This is a genomic window from Streptomyces sp. LN549 (assembly GCF_043203805.1).
GTDB lineage: Bacteria > Actinomycetota > Actinomycetes > Streptomycetales > Streptomycetaceae > Streptomyces.
On record NZ_JAZHRI010000002.1, the window covers coordinates 9,059,512 to 9,085,837 of the forward strand.

A 26,326-nucleotide genomic window follows, 5' to 3' on the forward strand; every position below is an offset into this window, starting at 1 on the left:
GGCCCTCCGTCCGCCCGCCGGGTCAGCCGGCGGTGTCCGGCCGGTCGGCCAGTGTCTTCCTGGCCTGCTACTGACCCTCGTACGTCGCAGGGTTCAGCGTGGTGGGGCTGCGGCATATCGGTCCGCAGCGTTGTTGAGGGCCTCGGCTAGGAGGCGGCGGAACGGAGTGAGGAACTCGTCCATGTCGGGGCGCACGTCCACCAGCGTGTCCATAGCGATGAGGAGTTCGGAGAGCCAACCAGGGGCTGGCTGGACATCGAGAAAGGCAGTCAGGTAGTAGTTCGCCTTGTCCCGGTGGGGCATCAGGCAATGGGCGAGGAAGAGGTTGCCCAGCACCGGTACAACGTGCAACGGGCCCTCTGATGAGGCTTTACTGGCCTCCAAGACCTCAATGGCACGCACGAGGGCTTGCTCGTAAGCCGGGTCGTGCAGGGCATGCAACGCCACCGCTCGCTCGTAGTGAGCCCATCCGTCGTCTGGGTCCAGTTCGACGGCGCGAGAGAGATCGGCCAGTGCCGCATCGTATTGGCCGGTGACTCGGTAAACGAGTCCTCGGAGGCCGAGGGCGAAGCCGCTGTCCGGGCTGACCTCCAGAGCGCAAGTAAGGTCGGCCAGCGCCGCTGCGTTCCGGCCCTCCAAGCGGTGCATTTTGGCCCGCGCGCTGAGATTCCGTGCGCTGTCGGGCTCAATGGCGAGGGCTCGGTCGAAGTCGGCGATGGCCTCGTCATACCGATGCAGAGCCTGATGGACGAGGCCACGGTTGTAGCGGGCGTACACGTAGTTTGGGTCGATGGCGAGGGCCAGGTCGAAGTCGGCGATGGCCTCGTCATACCGATGCAGAGCCTTGTGGGCGAGGCCCCGGCTGATGAGGGTGTATACGTCATTTGGGTCGATGGCGAGGGCCAGGTCGAAGTCGGCGATGGCCTCGTCATACCGATGCAGAGCCTGATGGATGGAGCCCCGGCTGTAGCGGGCGTACACGGAGTTTGGGTCGATGGCGAGGGCCAGATCGAAGTCGACGATGGCCTCGTCATACCGATGCAGAGCCTGATGGATGGAGCCCCGGCTGTAGCGGGCGTGCACGTAGTTTGGGTCGATGGCGAGGGCCAGGTCGAAGTCGGCGATGGCCTCGTCATACCGATGCAGAGCCTGATGGATGGAGCCCCGGCTGTAGCGGGCGTACACGTAGTCTGGGTCGATGGCGAGGGCCAGATCGAAGTCGACGATGGCCTCGTCATGCTGGCCCAATTGCTGACGCGCTCTGCCGCGCATGGTGCGGGCGAAGACGTCGTCTGGCTCGAGTGCGAGAACTTCGTCATAGTCACCGATCGCTTCCTCCTCCTCTTCGAGAAGCCTGTGTGTCCAGGCACGCTGGGCCAGATTGGACGTGTCTGCCGGGTCGGCCTCGACGGCCCTGTTGAAGTCGGCCAAGGCATCCCGGTACTGGTGCACGGCAAGGTGCACCAACCCGCGCCCATAGTGGGCGAGGTCCCCCTCCAGCCCCAGTTCGATGGCGCGATCGTAGTCGGCAATCGCCTGCTCGTACCGCTCGGCTTTGCGATGCTGGCGGCCGCGCAACGCGTGGGCGAGCGCCCGGCTCGGGGAGCGAAGGGTGTCGTGAGAGAGCAGGATGGTCAACGCGGCGATAGGCGGGTCTGGTTCGTCAAGTGCGGCCCGCAGCCGCTGTCCGGCCTCCGTGACGACCGTGGCGTCGGTGTCCTCACCAGCTCGTGCGACGACGTCCACCCAGTGTCGGAGAGTGGTGAGATCGTGGTAGTAGGCCCTGACCAGCTCGCCCAAAGCCTCGGGGAGAGCGGCGCGGGCATCAGCACACAGGCGATGGTAGGTCTCGTGGACGCGGGCGGCACGCCAGCGTTCATCATCCCAGTCGGCCCTGTCGGAGCCAGTACGGCCCTCGATCTCCTGGCGCTGCTGCTGGTAAGCACCGGCCAGGCGAACATGCTGCTCCCGCCAGCGTTCTGGGGACTGAATGCGCTGCTGGCGCAGCATCGCGTTGCGCACCACCTCGTGGTACAAGCAACGACCGGCATGGTCACGTACAAAAGGCAGGGAGCGTAGCCAGCCGAACAGTTCTCCAGCTGCCTCCTCGTCATCGACGGCGGTCCGGCAGACATCCTCGTCCAGCTCCAGAGGGAGGGCACACGCGAGGGCCGCAGCGCGGCGGGCAGGGTCGGCCTCCCATCTCAGGAAGCGTTCAACGGCGGTACCGCTGGGATCACCCACCTCAGTGGGGTCTGTCGGGCGAGCCTCCGCGAGCATCGAGACCAGCACGGGTAGCCCTTTGGACAGCTTCAGAACCAGCTCGATGACGCGTTCGTCGGTGACACCTTTGGCGACCAGTAGGTAGCGGGCCTCGTCCTCGGTGAAGACCTCCAGGGGGAGGTCGGTGACGAGGTCGAGCCAGTCGCCCCAGCACTGCGGGTCCAGGCGCGATTGGCCGGCCAACAGCAGCATCACGTTCGCCGGCAACTCGCCATACCGGTCACTGACCAGAACGTCCCGCAACCAGGCGTCCAGCAGCGGACCGGTGCGCTCGTAGGTATCGAAGATCAGTACCACCCACGGCCGGCTCCGTGCCGCGTCGGCCAGTCCGCGGAGGAACGCCGGAGTCAGGACCTGCAGTGGCGAAAGGACTAACTGGACATCCTCGTGGCTGCGCAGACGGGCGCTGAGCACCGCCTTAAGACGGTCCGCGCCAGCTGCTACATGGCTGGCGTCAACCGCGCCGGTGAACGCGCCAACGCCCGGTAGCAGTCCCAACCCTGCCAGACCGAGCTGTGAGACAACCATGCTCGATGGTGACGGTGGGGGCGATGCGGCAGGTCCCAGGAAGTCCGCCGCCCTCTCAGTCTCGGCAAGGCCGGAGTCGGCATCGTGGCGCCGCTGCCGGTAGGCCGCCAGCATCTTGTCGAACTCCTTCGACGAAGCGCCCTGCACGGCGAGCTGAGTACTGACGGACTCCATCACCTCGATCGGGTCGGTCACCGATTCGTCGACGTAGGCGGTGATTGCACCCGCCTCACGGGCGGAGCTCTCCAACTGTCGTGCCAGTGTGGACTTCCCCACACCACCGGGGCCGTGAATGTGGAAGAGGAACTGTGTCGCCTCCTCAGGCACCTGTCGCAGTGCCTCCTGAAACGCCACCTGCTCGCTACGTCGCCCAACGAATCCACTGCGGCGTCGACGCCTGATCAGTTCCTGTCGTGAAGGACCCCGCCCCGTCACCTGCTACCCCCTGGTTTTCGACCCGCACCTGCCACCATCATGCTGCCGCGGTGGCCGCAGCGTGCTGGAAGCGCACCAGTCCGTTCTGCGGGTCCGTCCCGCCGGCGATCCGGGCGTGCGGCACCACCGGCAGAAGCGAGCAGGGTCAGCAAGAACGTCCGCCGCGCCCTCCCACAGCAGACGATTGGCGACGGCCGCGCCCGGCAGTTCCATCACCGCCACGGTCATCGCATCTGGCTGTACGCGCAGGTCCCCGATCTGGGCCTGCCGCTCCCGCGCACTGACCTCGAGGTAGGGGCCGCTGACCTGGTGCATAAGCTCTCGGGCATGAGCGAGGAGAGCCTGCACGAGATTCTGGGCGCCATCGAGAGGTCGGTCCGCGATTTCACCGGTGCCGAAGCCGTCCTCGCGGAAGCCGAACAGCGGCGCGACCACACGCGGCAGAGCGTGCTGGAGCAGGTAGAGCGACTGCGTGACGAGGTAGATGCCGTCCACGCCCCGGAGCTGATCGGGGTGCTCAGGCACCTGTACTGGCAGCAGCCCGGAATCCACGGCCGCCCCCTGGCAGAGGCCGCCGGCCTCCACCTCCACGAGATGCTCGCGGCGATCGGCACGGCACCGTCGGGGATCCTGTGCGCCGACTGCGGCACTGAACTGCTGCGCACCAGCCGCTCGTGGAAGCCTCCGGCCCGGTACGGGCCGCCGCTGTGCCCGCACTGCCTGTCCCTGGAACGTGACGCGCGCTCGCGGACGTGGCAAGTGGCGAGCCTGCGGTCGCGGATCGTCGCGGAGGCCCGAGTGCAGGCCCGGGCTATGGACTGGCGCGCCGCTGCCGAGCTGGTGCTGGCCTTCCCGCCACTGTCCCAGGGAGTCAGCCGCGGCAGCACCGCAGACCAGCAGGAGGGCGTCTGGCGTGGCTGGGAGAACGCCCGGGTGATCCGCAACCGCCTGATCGCGTCGGCCACTGCAGGCGGCGACACCGTGGGCGTCGCCGTCGATGAGGCGCAGCTCCTGGTGGACACCGCGCTGCGGGTCGCCGACTGGGACACGGCCCGCACCCGCGACATCGTCGACCCGATCACCCACGAACCGGCGCTCGCCCTGCTCACTCGTCTCAGGCGCGAGGTCCGCGCCACTGCTCAGGCGGCCCGGGAGCGCGCGGACGCCGCGTACCCGGAGGGCTACGAGCTGAGCGAGGACGAGGAGTACGAGGCGTGGCGCGGCACCGGCGGATGAGAGGCTGACGCTCCAGGCCGGGTCGTGCGGGCAGCGTCAGGACGGTTCGCCGGATGTTCGGCGGGAGCGCCGGCGGATGACGTCGGGCAGCTGGCAGGAGGCGGCGGCCGGGATGAAGAATAGCCCGGTCATGCTGAGCTGCCCTGTTGTGCCGTCCGCGTCTCAGCTCCAGGGGCAACGAGGCCATCGAAGTTGCTCACCGCGGTGGCGTCATCGCACAGACCGGTGGTGTCGGTGTCGATGGGGGTGAGAGTGCCGTTGCTTCGGACGGTCCAGGCCACCAGCGGGTCCACGGTGGATGAGCCGTCCGATTCCGTGAACCGGGCACTCCACCCACCCCCAGGGATGGCGGCGACAACAGGGTGCTCGCCCTCCGAGAGTCCGGTGAAGGCGCGGCCGTTGTTCGCCGGGACAAGTCGACCGTTGCGCTGATCAACGACGAGCGCTTGGCCCTCGTCGTCCCACGCAATGACGGGCTTGCTGCTGTAGACCGTACGGCCGTCCTCTTCCTGCTTGTAATGCGCTTCGTAGGGGTGCTGTGCTGGGATCACTACGTCTCCTGAGCGGGTTGGTACTGGTCTTGGTGTGACCGTACGGCCGGGGCGGTCTGTCCGTCCCCGGGTTTGATCAAGAGATCGCGCGCCTGCGGTTTCCCAGGGCCGTACCGGACACGCGGCTGTTGCCGCCCGCTGACTGCTCCTCCTCCCCGCACCCCAGGTTCGAGGATCCGCCTGTCTCTGCCTGGGGCAGAGGGTCGGCGAAACCGGCATAGGCCACCCGCTCCTGCGGCGTCCCGTACGCCGCGAGCCACCCCCGCGCCCAGTCCGACTTCGGGCCGATCTCCTGGCCGTAGGGGTGGGCGTGAGACCACAGCTCCAAGTTCCCTGACCGCCACCGCCCCTGCTCGTCCTCAACGAGAGGCCCGTCCGTGCGGTTGTCCGCCTTGACGCCATTGACATGGTGGACGGTCTCCGTCGCCAGCAACGGTCTACCCAGCAACTCCTGCACGAAATGCCGGTGTTCCATCACACTCCTGCCGTTGACCCGGATTACCCGATAGCCGCCGCCGTTCACGTAGCCCGCGCCGGCGGGCGCGTACTTCTTCTTCTCGCCCAAGGGCTGTCCCAAGGCGAGCCGCCGGTAGTGGCCGGCGCACATGTTCTTCGCCCGACCGGGATCTGTGCACCCAGGGGCGTGGCACCAACCGGTCTGCTTCATGTTGGCCTGGAGCTCCGCCCCGCCGGGGTCACCCGCGGCCCGGAAGCGGAGGTAGTGCCCTCCGCAATAGCCCTGGGCCTGATGCGGACGCGTGCAGCCCTCGACGTGGCATCCCCGTACCGCGGGCGGTACCGCGACCGTGATCGGCGTGACCAGGGCCGCCTCGCCGTGCTTCTTGAAGCGCTGGTAGTGAGCTAAGGGCTGTCCCGCAATTCCTGGCGGGCGCGCGACGACAGCTACGGCACCTCGCGGCGTTGTCGGAACGCCCGAATACATCCAGTATTCGGGCGTCCCTCCGCCTTGCGATGCACCGCATCTGACGCCGCGCGCTGATCCACCAGGAATTACGGGACAGCCCTTAGGCACAGCACCTTTGGTGCGGCGGGGACTGGCTTCGTTCACGTCCAGCGACAGCGTTTGTCGATCGTTTCCAGCAGCGTTTGACGACCGAGGAGGTTGTGAATGTTCGCGGGAAATGACGGCGCTGCGGCTTCGCTCGGGTATGCCAGCGTAGGTCGTTTGTGCAGGCCAGTTGGCCACCCGTAGGGTGGCTCGCATGGACGAGCCTGACTGGTATTGCAGCGAGGTCATTCCCCGCGCGATCGACATCGACGTGGTGATTGAGACCGAGGAGGTGTTGGCGTTTCGTCCGCCAATTCCCGGTTTCGGGACAGACCATGTGATCGTCGTGCCGAAGCAGCATGTTCGATCCCTGCTGGAGCTAGACGTCGCGGTGGGGGCTCAGTTGCTGGCGGTCGTCCAGTCCGCTGCACGGCAGGTAGTCGAACAGCACGGGGGGTGCCAGGTCTTGACCACGCTCGGCGACGAACAGCACAACCGGCATCTCCACCTTCACATCGCTGCTGGAAATGGCGTAGCCCGGTTCGTCCCGCGCGCGTAACTCCGCTGGGTTGCGATAGCTACAGCGGGTTGGCCCGGCGCTCGACAATGCCGGGCCAACCCGGTCTCACCAATAGTCAGCTGACCTCGACGTGCTGTTCAGCTCGTGCACGGGTGGTGGCGAGGCGGTAGGAGTCGGTGCCGGTTTCGATGATGGTGCCGTTGAACGTGAGGCGGTCGACGATGGCCGCGCAGAGGCGGGGATCAGTGAAGGTCTTGGTCCAGCCATCTGGGGCTGGCACATGTTCCTTTTCGTGGATCGCCGCTGCCACCGGCCCGTATCTATCTCCTGCTGTCCTCGTTGGTCTTCGTGGTGGTGCCCGGATTCTCCAGGTGCTGCCTTGATCGGTCAGGTGTGAGGAAGGTGTGCCGGTGGCATCCCAGTTGAGGGTGGTCCAGGGCGGTGCCGTACTGCTGGAGCCGGTGACCGCCGATCCGTGGGAGTTTCAGGCCGACTGCGTTGAGGCGTTCGTCGCCTCATGGCGAGCTCGTGGGTTCAGCCCGGTGACCGTCGAGAACGACATCGGACTGCTGGAACGCACGCTCACCGCACTGGGCCGGCCCGCCTGGGACGTCACCCCCGAAGACATCGACCGCGTCGTCGGAGACCTGGCTCTTGCCGGGCGGGCGGCCTCGACCCGGCGCGAGTACGTGCAGATCTTCAAGGGCTTTCACCGGTTTCTGCAGGTCCGCAAGGCCGTCGAGATCGAAGCCGGTTTCGGCGTTCGCCTGGTCTGCCCGGTCGATGAGTTCAACGCGGCCCGGCACGTCGGCGATGACTCCCCGGCCCAGCTGCCGCCACCGACTCCAGAGCGGGTCGCGGAGTTCTTCGACTTCCTTAAGGCCCGGATCGCCACCGCCCGCAAGTACGCACCCGCCGCCCGGGACTATGCGATGTTCCGGACCCTCTATCACGCCGGCCTGAGGTCCGAAGAGGTGTCGCTTCTGGACCGCCCGGACCTCCACTTCACGCGGGGACCGTTCGGGAAGCTCCACGTCCGGTTCGGTAAAGGTGCCCGCACATCCGGACCGCGGCCGCGCTGGGTGCCGATGCTGGACGGGCTCGACCTTGTCCTGCGCTGGTTCCTCGACGACGTCCGCGGGAAGTTCCCCGACTCGCCGGTGCTGTTTGCGGACGAGTCCGGAGGCAGTCTGCACCGCGGGACGATTCGCAATCGTTTGCGCTATCTGATGGAACTCGAAGGCCGTCCGGCGACCGACCGGTTCAGTCCGCATGCCCTGCGGCGGGCCTGCGCGACCCATAACTACGAGCGTGGTGTGGACTTGGTGGCAATCCAGCAGCTCCTTGGTCATTGGACGGTCAGTTCGACCATGAGATACGTCCGTCCCTCCGCGACGTTCATCGAGGATGCCTATCGTCGCGCGGTGACCACCACGCTCGGCGAGCTGACCGCTGAGGGGGACAGCTCCGCATGAAGATCCGATGGCGTTTACGGATGGCCGCTGCCCAGCGCGAGATCTGGACCGGCACCCAACTGCAGCGGCTGCTGGCCGAACGCGCCGGGCTGCAAATGTCCTCTGCCTCGGTGTCTGCGCTGTTCAGCAAAGAGCCCTCCCAGGTGAAGATGTCCACGCTGATCGCGTTGTGCACCGCGCTGGACTGCACCCCCAACGACCTTTTCGAGGTCGACACCACCCCCGTCGAGCGTCCTGCGGTTCCACCGCGACCGGTCGCCGACCTGCCGAAAGTGGCCTCCGCGCGAGGCCGCTCGATGCCACCTATCTGACCCGGAGATGAGGGGGCATCGTGGGCGTCAAACAGAGCGACTGCGTCGGCTGCGGAGCCCCGGTCGGCTTCATCGACCGGTACCACTGCTGCCGCTGCACTGCCCGGCAGAAGGAGGCCGAGGGCCGGGCCGCTTGTCCCCGGTGCGGCCAGCAGCGCGTTCTCCAGGCGGACACCGGCCGGTGCATCACCTGCTCACGCATATGCACCGCATGCGGACACCCGGTGCGGAGTAAATCCTCGGCACTCTGCCGCACTTGCCTGCGGGAGTCCGAACGCGACGCGGCCAAGGATCCATGCCCTCGCTGCAGCCGGCCCGGATATCTGCGCGAGGACACTGGCTGGTGCGGGCACTGCTCGCGTCCCCGGCAGGCCGAACAGCCGCCCCGGGCCTGTGAGCAATGCGGCAGAGTACGGAAGCACGCAGGGCTGGGGCTGTGCTCGGCCTGCTGGCAGCGTCACCCCGACCGTCCCTTCGTCCGGGCCGAGCACCTCATCGCCGAACTCGACAATCCCCCCGACTGGCTCCCGGACTTCACGACAGATCTCGCCGCCAAGTACTCCGTCGGCCGGGCCTGCACGATGATCACTTCCCTCGGGCGGCTTCTTCGGGACGGCCAGCCCAGCCTCCCCCAGTCCGTACTCGAACGTTCCCGCCGCCCGGGGCGGTCGATGGGCTCCCTCGCCCGCGCCCTGGAAGCCTTCTTTACCAGTCGCGGTCTGGCCATGGCCACCGACCAGGGCGAGCGGCTCGCGGTCGGCCGCCGGCAACGCCGGGTTCTCGCGGTCCCGGAGCCCCTGCGACCTTCCGTGGAGGCCTTCTCCGACTTCATGATCCGCTCACGCGAGCGGTCACGGCGTGCCGGAACGCTGCCCCGCACTGACGGCACCATCGAAGCCGCACTGGCCATCGTGCGTGACCTTGCCCTGTTCCTCGCCGGTGAGCGCGGGAAGCAGGACTGGGCACTGACCGACGTGCACGATCTCGAAGCTTTCCTGGCCGGCTCGCCCAAGGCCCGAAAGCGTCGACTGGTGGTGCTCGGACAGTTCTTCCGCTTCGCGCGATCCCAGAAGATCGTCCTCGTCGATCCCGCCCGCGGGCTGACCGCCGGAGGACCGAGCGGCTTCACTGGCGCGACTCTGACGCTTGACCAGCAACGTCTGCTGTTTCGCCGCTGGACAACGGATCCAGCCGTCCACCCGCACGAAGCACTACTGGGCATGCTCGCCCTGTTGCACGGCGCCTCAAGCCGTGAGGTCAAAATGCTCCAGACCGTTGACCTCGACCTTCATGCCCGGACCGCCCGGCTCGGCGACCGCCCGCATCCGGTCCCTTTGGATCCGCCGTCCTGGGCGGCCATGGAACGCTGCCTTGCCCACCGCGAAGACCAGAAGACTGATAACCCGCATGTGATGGTCACCCGCCAGACGAAGTCCGGCCGGGGGCCGGCGTCCACCGCCTATGTCAGTCACGTCCTTGACGCCTGCGGCTTCCCACCCCGCATGATCCGCTGCACTCGACTGCTCGAGCTGGTCAACACCATGGACCCCAAGCTCGTCGCCGCCGCGTTCGGCATGGACCCCGAGGCCACCATGATCTATCTGGCCGATCACGTCGACGAGGGGCGGCTCCCGCTTCCGGATGCCAGCCGAAATGCCAGGAGGCCGCGCTGAAAACTCGTACAGAATTGCGGGCATGACCGCCTTCTCTTGCACCAACTGTCAGCAGCGGATGAGTCCTGATCTCCGGGAGGTGCCGATGCCGCCGCCGGTCACCGAGGAAGCCCCGGGACACCGACTCTTGCCACCGCTTCTGCCGCGTGGGTCGTATGCGGTCAGTCCCCATACTGGCGCACTGGTCCTGAACCCCGACGACATCATGGGGTTGACCAGACACCCTGACCCCAGGCGTCGCAACGGATGCTGTGGACTCGACGGCCTGGACGGCCCCAACCTCGTCTGTGGCAACTGCGGAGCGGAGGCCGCGACACAGCAGTCGGACTGCTGGTCTCAGCAGCTGATTGCGCTGATCCCCGAAGCGGTGACCGGGATGGTCTCTCCGTCTGCTTGAACCCGTGAAGTTTCGGCAGCACCTCGCACGGGTTCGCCGGAACATGTGCGCTTTGCCGAAGGACTCGTTCGAGGCGATGGCGACGCTGTTCTTCTCCTCACGTTCGGTCAGCACCTGGAAGAGGAGTTCAGCGCCACGGCGGTCGAGTTCCATGTAGCCGAGCTCGTCGATGCACATAAGATCGACGCGGCCGTAGCGGGCGATGGTCTTGTTCAGCTGCTTCTCGTCGGCAGCCTCGACCAGCTCGTTCACCAGTTTCGTGGCGAGCGTGTAACGGACGCGGTAGCCCTTCATCGCGGCTTCGGTTCCCAGAGCGATGAGCATGTGGGACTTGCCGGTGCCGGAGTCGCCGATCAGGCAGAGAGGCTGGCTCTTCTTGATCCATTCACAGCTGGCGAGGGTGTGGACGGTGGCCGCGTCGATGTTGGGGTTGGCGTCAAAGTCGAAAGCACGCAGGGACTTCTCCCGAGGGAAGCCGGCCGCTTTGATCCGCCTCTCCGAGCGGCGGCGGGAGCGATCGTCGCACTCGGTCATCAGCAGCTCGGCAAGGAAGCCCCGGTAGGTCATCTGGTCCTTCATCGCCCGGTCGGCGATATCGGAGAACTCGTTGCGGATCGAGGGCAGCCGCAGCATTCTGCAGGCGGTGTCGATCGCGGCGTCGGCAGCCTGCTCGGTCAAGCCTCGCTGGCGGGGCAGAGTCACTGGGCTTCTCCCTCACGATGGTCACCGTCGCTGATGCGGCGGCGTCGGAGCAACTGGTCATAGGGGGTCACCGATGGCAGCGGCCTGGTGTCCGCGGGAAGGTGCGCCAGCCGCCATTCGTGCAGGGACGTCACCGTCGCTGGCGAGCTCCCGGGAATCAGCGGGCCTGCCACAGGTACAGGTTCGATCTCGGCCTGGGCGGCTTTGCGGGCTTCCAGAGCGACCGCGTCCGCGGTCATGGCTCCGGCCCGCAGGGCCGCAGCCAGGCCGGCGACTACATGCTCATGGGGCAGGTGACGCCCCAGCAGGAGGACCTCGATCAAAGCCCGGGTGCCGTCCCGCTCACCATGCATCTTGCGGGGGCCTGGTCCCACCAGGCATCGTGGACGGGGGTGAACCTGCCCGCAGAGCGGGCCTGTTCGAGGGCTGTGGAGCCAGGGAAGGCGCCGGGCTTGCGGACCAAGACTTCCAGGTAGTGGTCCAGGTCCAGCCGGACGGCGCCCTTCGCGATGAGGCGTTCGTGCCGGGCGACTTCCACGTTCTGGTCGTAAACCACCAGATGGGAAGCGTGCAGCACGACGCGTACGCGTTTTCCGATCAGCCGGATCGGGACCGAGTAGCGGTTGGTGCGGACCGGGATCTGGCCGTAGCGGTCGACTCGCGGGGTGAACAGTCGGCCCGTCTCGAATGGTTCCTCGGGCAGGGACATGAGCAACGGTTGTTCGAGTGCGAAGTACTCCGCGACCGTCTTGGGCCTGGAGCCGATGCGGCGGGCGTCGTCCTGCCGGTCCCACCGTTCGACCATCTCGTTCAGTTCGGCGAGCGAGGAGACCTGGGGGACGGGAACGAAGTGGTTGCGGCGGAAGTAGCCGATCATCCCTTCGACTCCGCCCTTCTCGTGGGCGCCTTCGATGCCAGGTCGGCAGTAGAAGCTCTCGATGCCGATCCCCCGTGAGTTCACGGATTCTGAAGGGTGCTCCGGATGAACCTACGGATGGCCCTGGGAACTTGGCCTGCATGGGCCTGCTGTCGGAGTGCTCGTCGAAGCCCAGCCGGGTAAACGCGAACATGCTCACTGCGTCGTACACGACGACTGTGCCGGGGGCACCCGGCCATCAGTTGATCGGCGGAGCAGGGCAGTCAACCTACGGCTTTGGCGCTACGGCCGACGCGGGCAGGGCAAGGACGCGCGCGAGGGCGGCGGTGACGGGGGTGAAGTGGTCGGACAGGTACTGAGACACCCAGTCAGCGGCTAGTGCAAGGAAGTTGGTCAGGTCATGCTCGGCGCCGTCGAGCAGGTGGCGGAGCTCGGTGACGGGCAGCTCGATCACCGGGCTGTCGCTCTGCTCGGCGTCGACGGTCAACCGGACGGTGTCGGCGAGGCGCTCGGCGAATGGATCGGGGTCGTGGCCGAAAGAGGCTCGGCCGCTGCCGTCGACGACCTCGCGCCAGTCACGCCAGTCCTCCAGCCCGTTGCAGCAGCCGGGCAGGAAGGTGACGCCTTTGGAGCCGTCCGTGACCCGCATGCCACCGGCCGCGAAGAGGTCGTCGAAGGTCAGCAGTCCGTGTAGGAACGATCCGAGCGGGTCGGCGGGCCGAGGCGGCCGGTCGTCATGTTCAGGGTCGATGTCGTTGCAGCCGACGATGCGCATCACCGCTGTCCCGACCTCGGCGGGAGCGAGCTCACCGCTGAGTGGCAGGTAGCTGAACGACTCGATCTCGGCGACGGGCCAGAGGGCAAAGCCATCAGGGGGGTAGATCTCCAGGACGGGCTGCATCACGATCACCTGGGAAGTGTTCCGCATCCCCCGCCCATATCGCCTCCCGATTACGCCGAGCATTCACGCGCCAACAAGCCTTGAAGAGGGATGGAGGCTGGGCACCTTCCGTGGCCCTGGCGCTGATCTTGTGACGCCGCTGACTGTCATTAGGGATGCCCGGTGGTGGTCGAGGATGATGCGGGGATGACTGATCAGGGTCCCGCCGTGATTCCGGCGCTGGTGTTCGATGGGGAGCGCGTATCCGTGCTCGTCGGCGGCTCGGTGACAGCCGGGCGCTTCACGGTGGGGGGCGCCGGCGTCGTCATAGGCCCAGCGGGGATGGTGATCATCGCGGAAGCGAGTGACGCACCCGCCAGGAGCGGTGTGTGGAGCGCTGAGGAGGTCCGCCTGATCGGGCCCGCACCGGCACCAGTCACAGAGCGACTGATGGGGTCGCCCTGGGGTGCGGATGAAAGCTCGTTGCCGATCCACATCGCGGTCCGCCTCGGAGAAGAGGTCCTGTACCTGGGCACCGCCCAGGTGAGCCAGGCCGGCACATCCGACGGCGTTCTCACCGACTGTGAACTGCGCCTTGAAGCACCCTTGAGCAGAGAACTCCTCAACCGAGTGCGCCCACCACTTCCACCCGTGGACTTGCCGGGCCTGGAGTGGCTCAGGCATGTGAACGGTGACCGTGCGGCAGCGCTGGAACAGTTCGTCACCGGCTGGTACCCCGCCGGTGACACCACCGAATCGCCTTCCACATACTCTCCCTCACGCCTGCCTGGTGGACTGAGACAGCTGTACCAGCTCGCGAAGCAGCGTCCGGGTGCCCTCGGAACCCAGAACAGCATCCTGCCCGAGCCAGACCTGCACACCGACCATCTCGGGGAGATGCTCGTCTTCGGCGTCGAGAACCAAGGAGGCTTCTTCTGGTCCCTCCTGTGGACGCTTGACGGACCTGAGGCCGATCCGACTGTCTGGTTCCGTGAATTCGACGAGGAGCCGATCGCCGAACAGGAACCGCTCAGCGGCTTCCTGATCCAGTTCTCCCTCTTCGAGGCTTCCATGGGCGCCGACTACCTGGCCCTGCCCAACAGACTCACGGCACCACAGGTCGAGCAACTCACCCAAGCACTGCACCTTGTGCCCCTGCGTCCCTTCTGGCCCTGGGCACCCACCCACTTCTACGTGGCCCCCGGCCTCGTCGTGCGTGTCAGCAGCGAGGGCGGCGAAGAATTCGATGTCTGGGCCGGCGCCACCCACCGAAGCGCCCTGGACCCGCTGGCCGACCTCCCCGTCGACTGGACCCGCTTCGATGGCTGACCGTCACAAGATCAGCGGCAGAGTCCTTTCGTTGCACCTCCCTGAGCACATACAGATGTACGCCGGCAACTGCGGTTCAGGAGGTGCGCGAATCCTGTTCGGCGGCCGAGCTGGCGATGGCGGATGTGTAACGGAGGCTGGTTTTGGCGCCGAGGGAGAAGACGTGCGCGAGGTGAAGGGGGTCGGCGCCGTTGGTGAGGGCCTCTTCGAGGATGCGGTCCTGCCGTAGCCGGTCGACGCTCACCGGTAGTTTCTTGACCAGCTTGTCCATCCAGAACGTGCCCACCGCCGCAGTGGTTGTTGCCGTGTTCCGGCTGATCAGCAGGTGCGGATTTGTGCTGTTCGGCCAGCGGCGGCGCCGGTAGGCGAGGTAGTCGGTGATCGCCTCGGCGGTGTACTCGTCCAAAGGACGGTCCAGATCCTCCGGGTCGAGACGGCGTCCTGGCAGGTCAGCTTCTTCCAGCAGCAGCGACCGGATTCGGTGGGCAGGCAGAGCATGGATACCGGATAGTGCGACGACCACGCGAAGGGCCGGTTCCTGCAGGGCGGCCTGAGCCACGGACTCCACCTCGTCCGCGGTGAGCGACAAGGGGATCGAGACGGGAAGTCTTCCGCCGTGGACGCCGCGCGTCGGGTTGGTGAATACCAGCCGCTCGGCCTTGAGCGTTCGGAACAGCCCACGCAGTGCACTGGCGTCGTATGCGCGATGGGGACGGTGGGCGAGCCATTCGATGACGTCGTCTCGGGTGACCTGACGCAGTGTTGTGTACTTCGCCGCGTACTCGGTCAGGAACGGCAGGATGCTCCCCAGGTTGGTGATGATCGTGGACCTGGCCCGTGGTCTGCGGCGGGAGGTCCCGTGCCGCAGGATATTGATCCAGATATCCAGCTCCGCCCGAATGTCCGGTGCAAGAGAGGCGAAGTGTGTCTCGCACCAGGCATCGAGTGAGTCCGGACGGTCGTCGAGGAAGATCTCCAGGTCCTCGAACACCTCCAGGACGTGATTGGCCGGCACCGCAGTGTGGGTGAGCTGGGCGATCGTCGAGGCCAGGATCACCTCGCCCGGCCGGTGAACCGCGCAAAGAATCCTGATGCCCCTCCGCACCGACCCGAGGGTGCGGGGAGGCCAGCCGCGAAGTTCCGCGATCCGCGCCGCCCGTGTACTCAAGGCCGTGGCCAGTTCCGGAGCCAGGAGTGGTGCCAGGCTGCTGACGCCCCTCAGATCACGGTGCATCTCGAACAGGGAGGGCTCTGACCACCGCGGCTGGACGCCGTGCAGCCGTCCTCCCAGCGGCTCAAGCTCGGGCCGCTGATCGTTCGCTCTCGGTGGGAGTCCGCCGCGTGGCCTCAGGGTGCCGATGATGAACAACTGCTGCCCGGTGCGGGCGGCGACCGTCAGGTCGACACGCGTCTTGTTGTCCGGACCAGCGATCAGGCCGGCCTGGCGACGGCAGAGCCGACAGACCCCGTCGATCGCGGCGACCTCGCGCTGGCAGACGTCGCAGTGCTGGCTGGTCGCCTTCGCGACGAACCCCCAACATGCCTTGCAGCGGGGCCTGTCGAACCAGCCCCAGCCCATGCAGTCGCGGCAGCTGCGGGTCGCCCAGGGCCGTGATCTCCGGGCGGGCGTACTCATAGCGGCGGTCCTGAACGGCCCGGCCGACGCTGATGCATGACCGGGGTGCCACCGACAACCTGCCGCGGTGTCTCCTCGACGGCCGTGGTCTCTTGCCTGCCGGCGGACTGCTCCGGGACCAGGAGCTCGGCGGGCGTGCAATCCAGCACCTCGCAGATGATGTCGAGGTCGTCGAGGCGGACGGTCAGCGGCCGCCCGGACCACAAGTGGGACATCTTGCCCGCCGAGATCACCAACCCGGCCTCCGCGAGCATCCGCTGCAGCTCGGACGCCTTCCAGACGTCACGCTGGGCGGCGACCATCCGCAGGTTCCACTTCACCGGTGTGTTCCTCCGAATCGAGCCGCAGCCCGCTGGCCTGCACGGATCCACGCGTCCTCAACGTGGGACTTCTCAACGTGCACATAAATCATGGTCGTGTTGAGCCACTCATGTCCGAGGATCTCCTGGATGGCAACGACGTCCATGCCGTTGCGGTAGAGGTCAGATGCCGCGAAGTGCCGCAGCACGTGCGGCGTGAGTTGCCCGGCCTGATGCGGCAGATGCCGTGCCACCGCCGCGGCCAGCCCGGTCCGCAGTGCGTCGTCCGTCACCGCCCTGCTGGAGCCGTCGCCGTATCGGCGTTCGGAGGGAAACAACGGGGCTCGGGGGTCGTTGACCCGCTCGTCGAACTCCCAGCGAGGCCCAGTGAGCCACCATTCCAGCAGGTCACGGGAACCATTGATCAGTGGGACCAGCCGTTCCTTCTTGCCACGGCCCTGGCTGCCCTTGCCCTTGAGTAAGACCTTGCCGAACCGCCCCAGGTCCCAGCGGACGTCACCGATCTGCAGCAGACACAGTTCCGAGATGCGCGGTCCGATGAGGCTGGTCAGCCGCGAGGCAGTGTAGTTCCGGGCAGCCGGAGCGTACTTGCGGGCCTCCTCCATGTCGCATCGCCAGCCGTCGAAGAGCGTGCCGATCTCCGTTTCCGGCGGCGGGATCCGCAGCCTCGCCGAGGTGCCTCCGCGCGGACGGTTGACCTCGTCCAGCGGGGACTCGACGACGAATCCGGTGGCCGCGTGAATCGCGGCCTTGTGCCGGAGCTCAAGGAATTCGAAGAACACCGCGAAGGCCACGGCCTGGCGGACCTTGGTGCCCGAGGCCGAGTCGCGGCGGTGCCGGCCGAAGTACCGGTCGAGGTCCTGGGGCTCCATCTCCCACAAGGGCCGGCCGAACCACTCCCGCAGGGCCAACACGGGACCGACGTCACCGCGGATGGTGTCATCGAGGACTCCGGCAGAGGCCCGGGCGAGAACGAACTCAGCGAGTAGGTCCTGCTCGAAGGCCGCGACTTCCTCGACCGTCTCCAGCCGCAGCTCCGGCCGCAGATCGCGCACAACGGCCAGTCCCATCCCGTTCCTCCCCTTCAGCTATCAGGCGACTCCTCCATAACAGCCGAGAAGACTTCAGGATCTACGAGGAACGAGCAGTAATCACCCGATCGTGTCCGGTCAGCCGAAATGTCCAGATCAGGAGGCCGTGAAGGTCATCGACGGGGTTCAGACGCTGCGGGAACTCACGGGAACATCGACAAAGTGCGAGCGAAAGGCGATCCACCGGTCGGCCTCGAGTCTTCCCCTGCTCTGCCCCAACACCCTGGCGACGGCGGCCTTCAGGTTGTCGTAACGGACCTTGGTGCGCGGAACCCCGCCCAGAGTCCGCAGTGCGTGGACGTGGCCTTCAAAGAAAGCTTCCTGGCCGCAGGAGGCGAACACACGGTGGACGGCCCTGCCCGAATACGACAGCCGGAAGGAGAAGAGGTAGCAGGTGACCAGTTCGCCGGCCAGACGTACGGTCACGTCACCGAAGTCGACCTCCGCTTCGTGACCGGGCAGGTGGGTCTGCGGGACGAACGCTTCCAGCGGCGCCTTGCCGGACTCGACCAGGATCTCGGGCTTCCGGCCGGCGACGTAATAGCGCACCACCCCGTAGGAGACGTCCGCCCCGTGCTCCTCGACCAGCCGGTGAAAGATCCGGGTGACGGTGTGCCGCTGCTTGCGGGGCGCGTCCAGGTCCGCCCGCAGGATCTCGTCGATCACCGCCTTGTACGGGTCCAGCGTGGTGGCTCGGGGAGGCAGCTTCTTGCGGGGCTCCGGCCAGGACGAGTCCAGCGCTTTCCGGACCGTCCGCCACGTCACGCCGTGCTTGCGCTCAAGCTCCCGCATCGACATGCCACCGCGATGGTCACGCCGGATCGCCGCGTACAGCTCGACCTTCGACATCTGCGGCATGACCAGGACCTTTCACCAGGAGCATCCCGATGCTGCCCTGGCAAGAACCCCAGCGCCTCCCGAACTCATCAACATCACCCGACCGTGGTTCTGGGCGCCTCCCAAACCCGTCGACAAGTGACGTCACTACTGGGTTCTGGCACAGATCTTGGGGAACCATAGCGGAGCGTGACCTCGGTGTTCGATTGCGAGTGACTGACTCGTGCGAGACGGCGCACGCCTTGGTGTCTGAAGGCCGGAAGTGACGCTCCCTCAGGTGCATTCCGTTCGCTGCTCTGGCTGGCTGTGAACAGTGATAGTGCTGGGCATGCAGACCGATGCACCGTTCTGGGATTCGCTGGTGTTCGACGGGATCGACGATGTGGAGGTCGAGGCGGTTACGGTCGCGTTCGGCACGGTAGAGGTGGTAGCAAGAGGCCGCATGACGGGGGCGGCGTGTCCGGACTGCGGCCGCTTCGCGGACCGGGTCCACGACCGTTACCAGCGCAGGCTGAAAGACCTTCCGCTCGCAGATCAGAGCTTTGTGATCCGGCTGATGGTCCGGCGATTCATCTGCGGGTCGGCGGACTGTCCGCGCCGAACGTTCGCCGAGCCGTTCTCCCGGCTGGCCGCGCCGTACGCGCGGTTCACCACACGGCTGAACCGGGCCCTGGAGCGGGTGGGGCTCGCCTTGGCGGGACGAGCCGGCTCTCGACTGGCGGCCCAGCTCGGCTTCGGTGCGGGACGGATGACCTTGTTACGCAGGGTCATGGCGTTGCCCGATCCGCGATTCAGTACTCCACGCGTGCTGGGCGTGGACGACTTTGCGATCCGTCGCGGCCAGACCTACTCCACCGTCTTGACCAGTGTCGAAGACCATCGCGTGGTCGATGTGCTCCCGACACGTGAAGCCGGGCCGCTGGCAGCTTGGCTGGACTGCCATCCCGGCGTGGAGATCATCTGCCGGGACCGGGCGGGTGCCTACGCCGAGGGCGCGCGGCGCGGTGCACCCGGCGCTTTGCAGGTCGCCGACCGGTTCCATCTGTGGCAGGGCCTCGGCCGCGCCGTGGAGACCTGCGTCGCTGCCCACCGCGACTGTCTGCGCACGCCGGCGCCCAGCGGCACGCTGACGGAGGCCACCCGACCGACTTCAGGGGGATCGCAAGACGACGCGGAGCCCGTCGGCCGGCGGGCCGCGCGAAAGAAGGCCGCACACGCCCTGGTCCACGAGATGCTCGCCCAGGGGCACTCGCGCCGGGCGATCGCCCGGCATCTGGGCTGGGGCCTCAACACCGTCCTCCGGTACGCGAACGCCTCACGCTGGCAGGACACCATCCGCGAGAAACGGCCCCGGCCCAGCAGACTCGATCCCTACAAGCCCTACCTCGAACGACGATTCACCGAGGGATACACCAGCGTCACCCAACTCCACGGCGAACTGGTCGCCGAGCAGGCTCCCGTCACCTACGGCATGGTCCGAGCCCACATTGCCACCTTGCGCAGGGACCCGTCCGCCGCACCGCCACGGCCAGCGACCGTACGGCAGGTGACCGGCTGGCTCACCCGCCACCCCGCCACCCTGAGTGAGGAGGACCGCATCGGCCTCAAGGACCTTTTGACCCGTTGTCCGGAACTGGACACGGCTGCCGGACATGTCCGGGACTTCGGCGAGATGCTCACCGACCGCCTCGGCGCCACGCTCCCTGCCTGGATCGACGCAGTCGAAGCCAGCCGGCTGCCCGGGCTCACTGGCTTCGCGCTCCACCTGCGGCGAGACCTCGACGCCGTGATCGCCGGCCTCACCCTGGACTGGAGCTCGGGCAGCGTCGAGGGAGCCGTGAACCGCATCAAGAGGATCAAGAGGCAGCTCTACGGCCGAGCCGGCTTCCACCTGCTCCGGAAGATGATCCTGCTGCAGTAGCGCCTCGCAGTGGCTATTCGAGGTGCGACTCCCGATACCTTCCTCAGGCTGTTCCTCCAAGTGAAAGCGGGCAGCCACGTCCGGCTGCGCGACTTGCAGGACAGGGAGATGCGGCAGCGATGTCATGCTTTGGCATCGGGCATGCCGCTGGTGACGACGATCGCCGCCACGTCGCCGGTCTTCGTGCGGCCCAACCAGACGACGCCGCCCGACTGGGCCCCGAACGTGACGAGATCGGCTTGCTGCGACTCATCGCGTACCCGTTCGCACCCGTCGGCCAGCTGCTCGGTACCGCGCGGGGCAGGGACCCCGTCTATGAACGTGCGAAACGGTGCGGACAAGGTCGTCCACGCGCCTGCGTCGGCGAAGCAGCCGACATTGGCATCGGAGAAGAAGCGGGGCTCCTCGCCCGGCTTCAGCCGGGCGATGTCGTCCTCGACACTCAGGCCCATCTCCCATCCGACGACAGGGTCGTCGCTGATGCACAGGCGCGTCGCGGCGCACTCAACACCGTCGACGTGCTCGCCCATGAACTCGTACGGGCCTGCCGTCCACGCGATCTCTACCCGGTAGACGCCCGGGGGAATGCGCACCGCCAGCTCCCGCGGGGGCGTGGTCGGCAGCCCTCTTCTGTACTCCCAGACCTGGTCGTCATGGAATGGCGCATCGACGACGAGCCGGCCGCTCGGTACGCGGATCGTCGTCAGCTCCTCGATGCCCGTCACGACTACCGGCGTTGTCGGATCGTCGTACACCGTCCCAAGGTGAGCACCGGGCGTGAAAGCCGCCTCCAAGTACCAGGCGGCCTCAGGCCCGGCTGCCAGCCGCGCGTCCCCGACCCACTCCATGTCCTACTCCCTCCTCGCCACCCGGCCGGGCGGTCAACCGAAAGCTACGTGGGCCCGCTGACATCGGCACTTCTTGCATCGTCGCAATCCGTGATCGCTCCCCAAGATCTGTGCCAGAACCCACTACTGCTCGATAAAGCCACGGGGACGGTCACAGACCGGCGACCTGCAGATATTCGAGTCGTAGCGCTCGCGGATCCGGCGCTCGCCTGCGACGTTCCCCTCCTTGCGCCAGCGGGCGTAGTGCGTACCACACCACTCCTTCGTCCGCCGTGGCCGCTCGCACCCCGAGACCGTGCATTGCCGCGTCCCCAACGCCGGTGCCGCAGTGGAATACACCCGCACCGGAGTATCCGGGTCGCCGTACTTCTTCCACCTCCAGTAGTGCTTCGGGCACCACCCCCGCGATTCCGCGGCGTTCTGGCACGCCTCCACGCCACCCAACTTCCAGGGGGCATCCGTCGTCATGCCCGCATCGTTGTCTGCCCACCGACTTCGGCAGGCACCACGTGCCCGTACGCATGCTCGAGTCACTCTTCTGGCCTGGCAGCGGCACAGAAGCCAAACGGCAGTTGGCCAGTCACGGTCCAGGTACCGCTTCCCAGCGGAGCAACCGCAGGCCGAACGATCTATAGCCGGGGCTGCTGGCCAACTACGAATCAATGTGGCCATCCGCCGACACAACGTCACAGATCAGGTCAGACCGGCCGTGCGGCGCCACGTCTCCGGCCTCTGTCCGCAGGCCCGGTCGGGCGGAAATGATCACATGACTGATGACGACGTGAAGCGCGCGGCCCGGACCCGCGCCAAGATCCTGGACGGTCTCGCCCGCGCGGAGCGGGCCCTGTTCACCCAGCCCGCACCTAAAAGAGCGTTTTGTCCTGGCAGGAGTGTTTGGCAACGCAGTGCTGCCGTGGATGATTGCGGGGTGTTGGTTCACGTGGAAGCGGTGGGGCAGGTCGCCGACGGGCGCGCGACGGTTCGGGTGCGCTCGGAGGTGGGTGCCGCTGCGGCGTTCTGGTGCGGCGATCCGACGGGAGTGGGCCGCGAACATCATGTGGAGTGGACCGTTGAAGAGGACGTGGCCTGGGGCGGCAACACTCGACCGGCCACTTCATCTTCACCCGGGGTGGATGAGGAGGAAGGCGGTCGGATCGTCTTTCGGGGGCGGCTGGGCCTGACGGGCGATGGCGGAGCCATGCTGGAAGTAGCTGGAACCCGCATCCTGTTCGACCTCGCCGACCCGCCGCCATCGACTGCTGTCGATGGAACGTGGGTCGAGATCAGTGTGGAGCGGAACAGCGTCAGCCTGTGGCCCTACCTGCTGTGATTCGCAGGAGCCCGACGCTGCCGCCGTTCAACTGTCGCGCCAGTTGTGGGTCGATTCGCGTGTGAGTCTGCGGCTCATGAGGTCGATCATCGCTATGTTGATCATGGCTTCGGAGCGGTGTGGGTGGGTTTCGTAGTCGCGGGCGAGGCGGCGGTGGTGCATCAGCCAGCCGAAGGTCCGCTCGACGACCCAGCGCCGCGGAATCACCTTGAAGCCCTTCTGGGCGGGGTCGCGGCGGGTGACTTCGACGTCGATGCCCAGGCGGGCGCCGTGGTCGATGGCCTTGGTGCGGTAGCCGCTGTCGGCCCACGCCTTCGTGACGCGAGGTTGGCCTTCGGCAATGTTCGAGAGCAGGCGGATTCCGCCGGCGTTGTCGGAGACGCTGGCGGCGGTGACCAGCACGGCCAGCAGGAGGCTGACGGTGTCGACGCCGATGTGCCGTTTGCGGCCCGCGATCTTCTTGCCCGCGTCGATGCCCTGGCCGGCCGCGGGCACGTTGGCCGAGGTCTTGATGCTCTGGGCGTCGAGGATGCAGGCGCTGGGCTCGGCGTCTCGGCCCTCGGCCTTCCGGACCAGCCGTCGCAGGAGTCCGTTGAGCTGGTCGAAGACGCCGTCCTTCTGCCAGGCGGCGAAGTATCCGTAGACGGTTTCCCACGGGGCGAAGTCGCGTGGCAGGTACCGCCATGGGATCCCGGTCCGGTCGACGTAGAGAATGGCGTCCATGATCCGGCGCAGGTCGTGTTCGGGCGGCCGCCCGATGTCCAGGCCCTTCCCTCTGCGTTCCACTCGCCAGGCTGTCAGGGTTGGTTCGAGCAGTTCCCAACGGGCATTGGACAGGTCACTGGGGTACGGCCGCTGTCGGCTAGGCATGTTTCCGTAGTACCGATGGCAGTCGTCCCGCCACAGGGCGCAAACGGGCCGACCGGGGGCGTGTTGGGATCAGACAGGAGCGAAGGGACCGAAACGGACCCTCGAAGGCCGTCACCCGCCCCATCTGCCACAACAAGCGTCTACCACCTCAGCCGGCCCGAAGCGGTCCGCCATCTGAACTGCAATGAAGCCCCCCCGCCGGGACAAAACGCCCTTTTAGCCTGCGCCCGCTCAGCCTGCCGACGCTCCTTATCCTCTGCGGCCTCGAGCTCGCGGATCCTCTGGTCCGCGCACCGCAGCTGCCACGCGAGGTACTCGCGCGTCGCCCGCCACTTGTCGAGGCTGGATATCGCACCAGAGCCGGCGCCGGACATCGCTCTCAGCCCGCCTCACCGGCCGGCTGCTCATGGGCGTGCTGCAGCGCCATGCGGGCCGCGACCACGTTCTCGCTCAGCCCCTCCCAGTACGGGTGCGTCATCACCGTGGTGCTCAGCTCCAGGAGCTGCGCCCGGTAGGCCGCGAGCTGTTCGCGTTGCTCGTCGGTGTAGCCGGGGCTGTCGGGCTTGGCGGAGCGGTAGCCGGAGTGCAGCTGCTTGTCCGCCTCCCATCCGGGCATCGGTTCGGCCGACCACGCCAGCGTCTTGGCGTACTGCTCCATGGCGGCACGGGTGCGGTGGAGGGCGAGCTGGGCGTCGCGCAGGTCCTGGGGGAAGTCGTACGTGGGCACACCTGAATAGTACGACTGTTCGAATGTGGTTTGCGAGGACACGCCGGTCACCGTTCCCGCGCTCACCCGGGCGGCCTCGCCCCACTCCGGCCGCATCCTCAACGAAGCAACCGAAACCGCCGACCCCTCAGGCTGATGAGGCTCTTCGGGATCACGGAGAAGACCGCCATGCACTACGTCACCGCCGCCCACCCCGAGAAGACCGCTCGCCTTCCTCGCTGAACACCTGGGGCTGATCCGTGGACCAGGATGGCTGGCCCCCGCCAACCTCAGCGGGAGCCAGCCAGTAGCTGCTTAGCGCTCGACGAAGGTTCGGATGGCCCAGTCAGTCACGGCGCGGGCCGCGCCCGAGAAGACGCCGCGCACAGCTGAGCAGAGCACTAGGCACTGTTTCTCGGATCATGTTCTGAGCCAGATGACGAGGGCTGCGAGGGTGACAGTGCCGAGGTAGATGTAGGCGCGTTTCTCGTAGCGGGTGGCGACGGCGCGGAAGCCTTTCAGGCGGTTGATTGCGCGTTCGACGGTGTTGCGCTTCTTGTATCGCTCGCTGTCGAAACCGGTGGAACGGCCGCCTCGGGAACCGCGATTCTTGCGGTGTCTCTGCTGGTCGAGGCGTTCGGGGATCGTGTGCCGGATGCCGCGTCGCCGCAGGTAATGACGGTTCTTCCGAGAGGTGTAGGCCTTGTCCGCCAGGACATGGTCGGGCCGGGTCCGGGGTCGGCCGACTCCGATGCGGGGCACGGAGACCTGCTCCAGCACTCGCTCGAACTGGGGGCCGTCACCGTAGTGTCCGGGTGTCAGGACGAGGGCGAGGGGCCGGCATCGCCCGTCGGCGGCAAGGTGGATCTTGGTGGTGAATCCGCCGCGGGAACGTCCCAGACACTCGCCGATCTGACCACTTCCTCCAGCCGGACCGTCAGTTTCCTCAACACCGGATCGACCTGGTTCGTCCCCCCAGCGATCCCCTTTTGAGGGGCCGCGACCGCCGTCGCCTTGCGCGCGCCCGCGGCGTGCTGGTGGGCCCGCACAGCTGTCGAGTCCACCGAGACGTCCCAGTCGATCTGGCCCGCAGCGTCCTCGGCCGCCTGGATCCGCGACAGCAGCATCGTCCAAGTTTCATCCGCTGACCAGCGGCGATGGCGTTTGTAGACGGTCTCCCACGGCCCGAACCGCTCCGGTAGATCCCTCCACTGCACGCCCGTCCGGACCCGGTAGAGCACCCCGTTGATCACCCGACGGTGGTCACTCCACCGGCCCCCGCGGGCCCCACCAGGAGGCAAGAACGACTCCAGCCTGTCCCACTCCGCATTCGTCAGATCACCACGGCCCATACAAACAGCCTGACCCCAACACCCCACGCACGTCAGGAGATCCGAGAAACAGTGCCTAGCAGCTTGCCCGCCGGGGCGGGTTCAGGACACGTACCGTTGGACATTAGGGTCCCTTCTCTCAGGTTGGTGATCCGAGGCCCGCCGGCTTGGTTGGACGCCGTCCGGCGGGCCGCTTTTATGTCAGCACCCAAGTCCCAGTCTGTTCAGATTCTGAGATCAAGCAGGATCATGTGAGACTTCATGAGACTTTGTGGTGTGCTGCGGAGGGGACTCGATGCCGAACAGACGACGATCGATCGATGCTTCTACTCCACTGGGCGGCTTCGCGTTGAAGTTGTTGGACCTGAAACGGAAGGCACTTGCGCAGGCGGGCTCGTCTTCCCGCGCCCGCGCGATCAGCATCGACAAGATTGCCGCCCCGGACGGCTTGTGGAAGACCAGCAGAGCCTCGATCTACGCGGCGCTGAACGGCACTCGGCTACCGTCGACGGACACGCTGTGCGCGATGGTGACGGCGTGGGACGAGGACAGCGCTGAGGCAAGGGGAAGGTGGCTGCGGCTTCGGTCCGACGTGGAGGACGCGCTCATGGGCACGGAGCCCGCCTCGTCACCGGGGAACGTCGACGCCGCCATGGAGAAGCCGCTGCCCGGGCCGCAGGACCAGCTGGGCGAGGCAGAGTTCACGGGGTCGTCCAAGGTGGTGCCCGATGTGGCCTCCCACATCGAGCTGAAGCAGATGCTCAGGGATGCTCTGGAGAGGTCGGGACTGACCAAGTCCCAGGTCGCTGCGCGCACAGAACTTGGCCGCACGACGGTGTCCCAGTGCATTCAACACGGAAGGCTCATCTCCGTCTGCGAATACCCTGTACGCCTTGTCCAGAGCCCTGCGCCTGGACAAAACGGAGCAGGCTCGGCTCTTGGCTTTGCGGGAGCTGGCCGTCACTGGGCGCGGCCCGCGGAACATCGGCCACGTCTAAGACGGGGCGCGTCCGACTCCGGCTTGTGGCAGAGGCAGCCCATTACGCCTGCGTGAGGCGACTCCAGGTAGGATTCCAGCTACTCACCACGAGCACGAACCCGCGCGGGAGACCCCCGAACTGGCGCGTCTCGGGCGAGTTCCGCTCTCGCCACGTCCAGGAATCCGCGAACTCGCGCGTTTCCCGTAACTCCGGGGCGGAACTGGCGGCCGGTGCGCAAGTCCGGCTCGAA

The 26,326-nt window shown here is 66.9% G+C and carries 21 protein-coding genes and 3 pseudogenes; 8 read left to right on the top strand and 16 right to left on the bottom strand.

Annotated features, from left to right (window positions below; all coding sequences use genetic code 11):
• Nucleotides 1-93 precede the first annotated feature (93 nt).
• Nucleotides 94-3,246 carry a tetratricopeptide repeat protein gene (locus SH922_RS40115; protein ID WP_393063400.1) on the bottom strand — a complete coding sequence of 1,051 codons (3,153 nt, stop codon included), beginning with the start codon at nt 3,244-3,246 and terminating at the stop codon, nt 94-96.
• Between the two features lie 327 nt (nt 3,247-3,573).
• Between SH922_RS40115 and SH922_RS40120 the strand changes: the two genes are divergently transcribed.
• Nucleotides 3,574-4,482 carry a hypothetical protein gene (locus tag SH922_RS40120; RefSeq protein ID WP_393063401.1) on the top strand — a complete coding sequence of 303 codons (909 nt, stop codon included), beginning with the start codon at nt 3,574-3,576 and terminating at the stop codon, nt 4,480-4,482.
• A gap of 128 nt (nt 4,483-4,610) precedes the next feature.
• Here the strand turns inward: SH922_RS40120 and SH922_RS40125 are convergent, their stop codons facing one another.
• Entirely contained in the window at nt 4,611-5,033 is a 423-nt protein-coding gene (locus SH922_RS40125; protein ID WP_393063402.1) for a hypothetical protein, read from the bottom strand.
• Between the two features lie 76 nt (nt 5,034-5,109).
• Entirely contained in the window at nt 5,110-5,598 is a 489-nt protein-coding gene (locus SH922_RS40130; protein ID WP_393063403.1) for a hypothetical protein, read from the bottom strand.
• A gap of 658 nt (nt 5,599-6,256) precedes the next feature.
• Between SH922_RS40130 and SH922_RS40135 the strand changes: the two genes are divergently transcribed.
• On the top strand, nt 6,257-6,601 hold the full coding sequence (locus SH922_RS40135) for an HIT family protein (RefSeq protein WP_393063404.1): 345 nt from the start codon (nt 6,257-6,259) through the stop codon (nt 6,599-6,601).
• Between the two features lie 76 nt (nt 6,602-6,677).
• On the opposite strand, the pseudogene SH922_RS40140 reads toward SH922_RS40135, so the two are convergent.
• Nucleotides 6,678-6,827: pseudogene (locus SH922_RS40140) on the bottom strand (ATP-binding protein); the annotation flags it as partial.
• Between the two features lie 196 nt (nt 6,828-7,023).
• Here SH922_RS40140 and SH922_RS40145 point away from each other — a divergent pair.
• From SH922_RS40145 to SH922_RS40155, 3 genes are all read left to right on the top strand, one after another.
• The gene (locus SH922_RS40145; RefSeq protein ID WP_393063405.1) at nt 7,024-8,037 is read left to right on the top strand and encodes a tyrosine-type recombinase/integrase; all 1,014 of its coding nucleotides are present in this window, start codon (nt 7,024-7,026) and stop codon (nt 8,035-8,037) included.
• Nucleotides 8,034-8,348, top strand: coding sequence for a helix-turn-helix domain-containing protein (locus SH922_RS40150; RefSeq protein ID WP_393063406.1), 315 nt, complete (start codon nt 8,034-8,036; stop codon nt 8,346-8,348). Before SH922_RS40145 ends, SH922_RS40150 begins: the two co-directional genes overlap by 4 nt.
• 671 nt (nt 8,349-9,019) lie before the next feature.
• Nucleotides 9,020-10,021 carry a tyrosine-type recombinase/integrase gene (locus tag SH922_RS40155; RefSeq protein ID WP_393063407.1) on the top strand — a complete coding sequence of 334 codons (1,002 nt, stop codon included), beginning with the start codon at nt 9,020-9,022 and terminating at the stop codon, nt 10,019-10,021.
• Nucleotides 10,022-10,472: 451 nt separating this feature from the next.
• On the opposite strand, the pseudogene istB reads toward SH922_RS40155, so the two are convergent.
• From istB to SH922_RS40170, 3 genes and pseudogenes are all read right to left on the bottom strand, one after another.
• Nucleotides 10,473-11,120: pseudogene (istB, locus tag SH922_RS40160) on the bottom strand (IS21-like element helper ATPase IstB); the annotation flags it as partial.
• Nucleotides 11,121-11,439: 319 nt separating this feature from the next.
• The gene (locus SH922_RS40165; protein ID WP_393063408.1) at nt 11,440-12,081 is read right to left on the bottom strand and encodes a hypothetical protein; all 642 of its coding nucleotides are present in this window, start codon (nt 12,079-12,081) and stop codon (nt 11,440-11,442) included.
• A gap of 184 nt (nt 12,082-12,265) precedes the next feature.
• A complete protein-coding gene (locus SH922_RS40170; protein ID WP_393063409.1) occupies nt 12,266-12,925 on the bottom strand; it encodes a hypothetical protein in 660 nt (219 codons plus the stop codon).
• Nucleotides 12,926-13,084: 159 nt separating this feature from the next.
• Between SH922_RS40170 and SH922_RS40175 the strand changes: the two genes are divergently transcribed.
• Nucleotides 13,085-14,206, top strand: coding sequence for a hypothetical protein (locus tag SH922_RS40175; RefSeq protein ID WP_393063410.1), 1,122 nt, complete (start codon nt 13,085-13,087; stop codon nt 14,204-14,206).
• Nucleotides 14,207-14,282: 76 nt separating this feature from the next.
• Here SH922_RS40175 and SH922_RS40180 read toward each other — a convergent pair whose 3' ends face one another.
• From SH922_RS40180 to istA, 4 genes are all read right to left on the bottom strand, one after another.
• Nucleotides 14,283-15,575, bottom strand: coding sequence for a hypothetical protein (locus SH922_RS40180; protein WP_393063411.1), 1,293 nt, complete (start codon nt 15,573-15,575; stop codon nt 14,283-14,285).
• 263 nt (nt 15,576-15,838) lie between these two features.
• On the bottom strand, nt 15,839-16,162 hold the full coding sequence (locus SH922_RS40185) for a helix-turn-helix domain-containing protein (protein WP_393063412.1): 324 nt from the start codon (nt 16,160-16,162) through the stop codon (nt 15,839-15,841).
• Nucleotides 16,159-17,232, bottom strand: coding sequence for a tyrosine-type recombinase/integrase (locus SH922_RS40190; RefSeq protein ID WP_393063413.1), 1,074 nt, complete (start codon nt 17,230-17,232; stop codon nt 16,159-16,161). Before SH922_RS40190 ends, SH922_RS40185 begins: the two co-directional genes overlap by 4 nt.
• A 147-nt stretch (nt 17,233-17,379) precedes the next feature.
• Nucleotides 17,380-18,111 (bottom strand): IS21 family transposase, encoded by a 732-nt coding sequence (gene istA, locus SH922_RS40195; protein ID WP_393063414.1) that lies wholly within the window; start codon nt 18,109-18,111, stop codon nt 17,380-17,382.
• Nucleotides 18,112-18,418: 307 nt separating this feature from the next.
• Between istA and SH922_RS40200 the strand changes: the two genes are divergently transcribed.
• Entirely contained in the window at nt 18,419-20,011 is a 1,593-nt protein-coding gene (locus SH922_RS40200) for an ISL3 family transposase (protein ID WP_393063415.1), read from the top strand.
• A 122-nt stretch (nt 20,012-20,133) separates the two neighbouring features.
• Here SH922_RS40200 and SH922_RS40205 read toward each other — a convergent pair whose 3' ends face one another.
• Nucleotides 20,134-20,859, bottom strand: coding sequence for a DUF4241 domain-containing protein (locus SH922_RS40205; RefSeq protein WP_393063416.1), 726 nt, complete (start codon nt 20,857-20,859; stop codon nt 20,134-20,136).
• 766 nt (nt 20,860-21,625) lie between these two features.
• Here SH922_RS40205 and SH922_RS40210 point away from each other — a divergent pair.
• Entirely contained in the window at nt 21,626-22,189 is a 564-nt protein-coding gene (locus tag SH922_RS40210) for a hypothetical protein (RefSeq protein ID WP_393052996.1), read from the top strand.
• Between the two features lie 27 nt (nt 22,190-22,216).
• On the opposite strand, the gene SH922_RS40215 is transcribed toward SH922_RS40210, so the two are convergent.
• The 4 genes and pseudogenes from SH922_RS40215 to SH922_RS40230 form a co-directional block, all read right to left on the bottom strand.
• Complete coding sequence (locus SH922_RS40215) at nt 22,217-23,059, bottom strand: IS5 family transposase (RefSeq protein ID WP_393063417.1); 843 nt, start codon at nt 23,057-23,059, stop codon at nt 22,217-22,219.
• 379 nt (nt 23,060-23,438) lie between these two features.
• The gene (locus tag SH922_RS40220; RefSeq protein ID WP_393052991.1) at nt 23,439-23,786 is read right to left on the bottom strand and encodes a hypothetical protein; all 348 of its coding nucleotides are present in this window, start codon (nt 23,784-23,786) and stop codon (nt 23,439-23,441) included.
• Nucleotides 23,787-24,185: 399 nt separating this feature from the next.
• A pseudogene (locus SH922_RS40225) lies at nt 24,186-25,117 on the bottom strand (IS5 family transposase).
• 453 nt (nt 25,118-25,570) lie between these two features.
• Nucleotides 25,571-25,801 (bottom strand): hypothetical protein, encoded by a 231-nt coding sequence (locus SH922_RS40230; RefSeq protein WP_393063418.1) that lies wholly within the window; start codon nt 25,799-25,801, stop codon nt 25,571-25,573.
• Nucleotides 25,802-26,326: the final 525 nt, after the last annotated feature.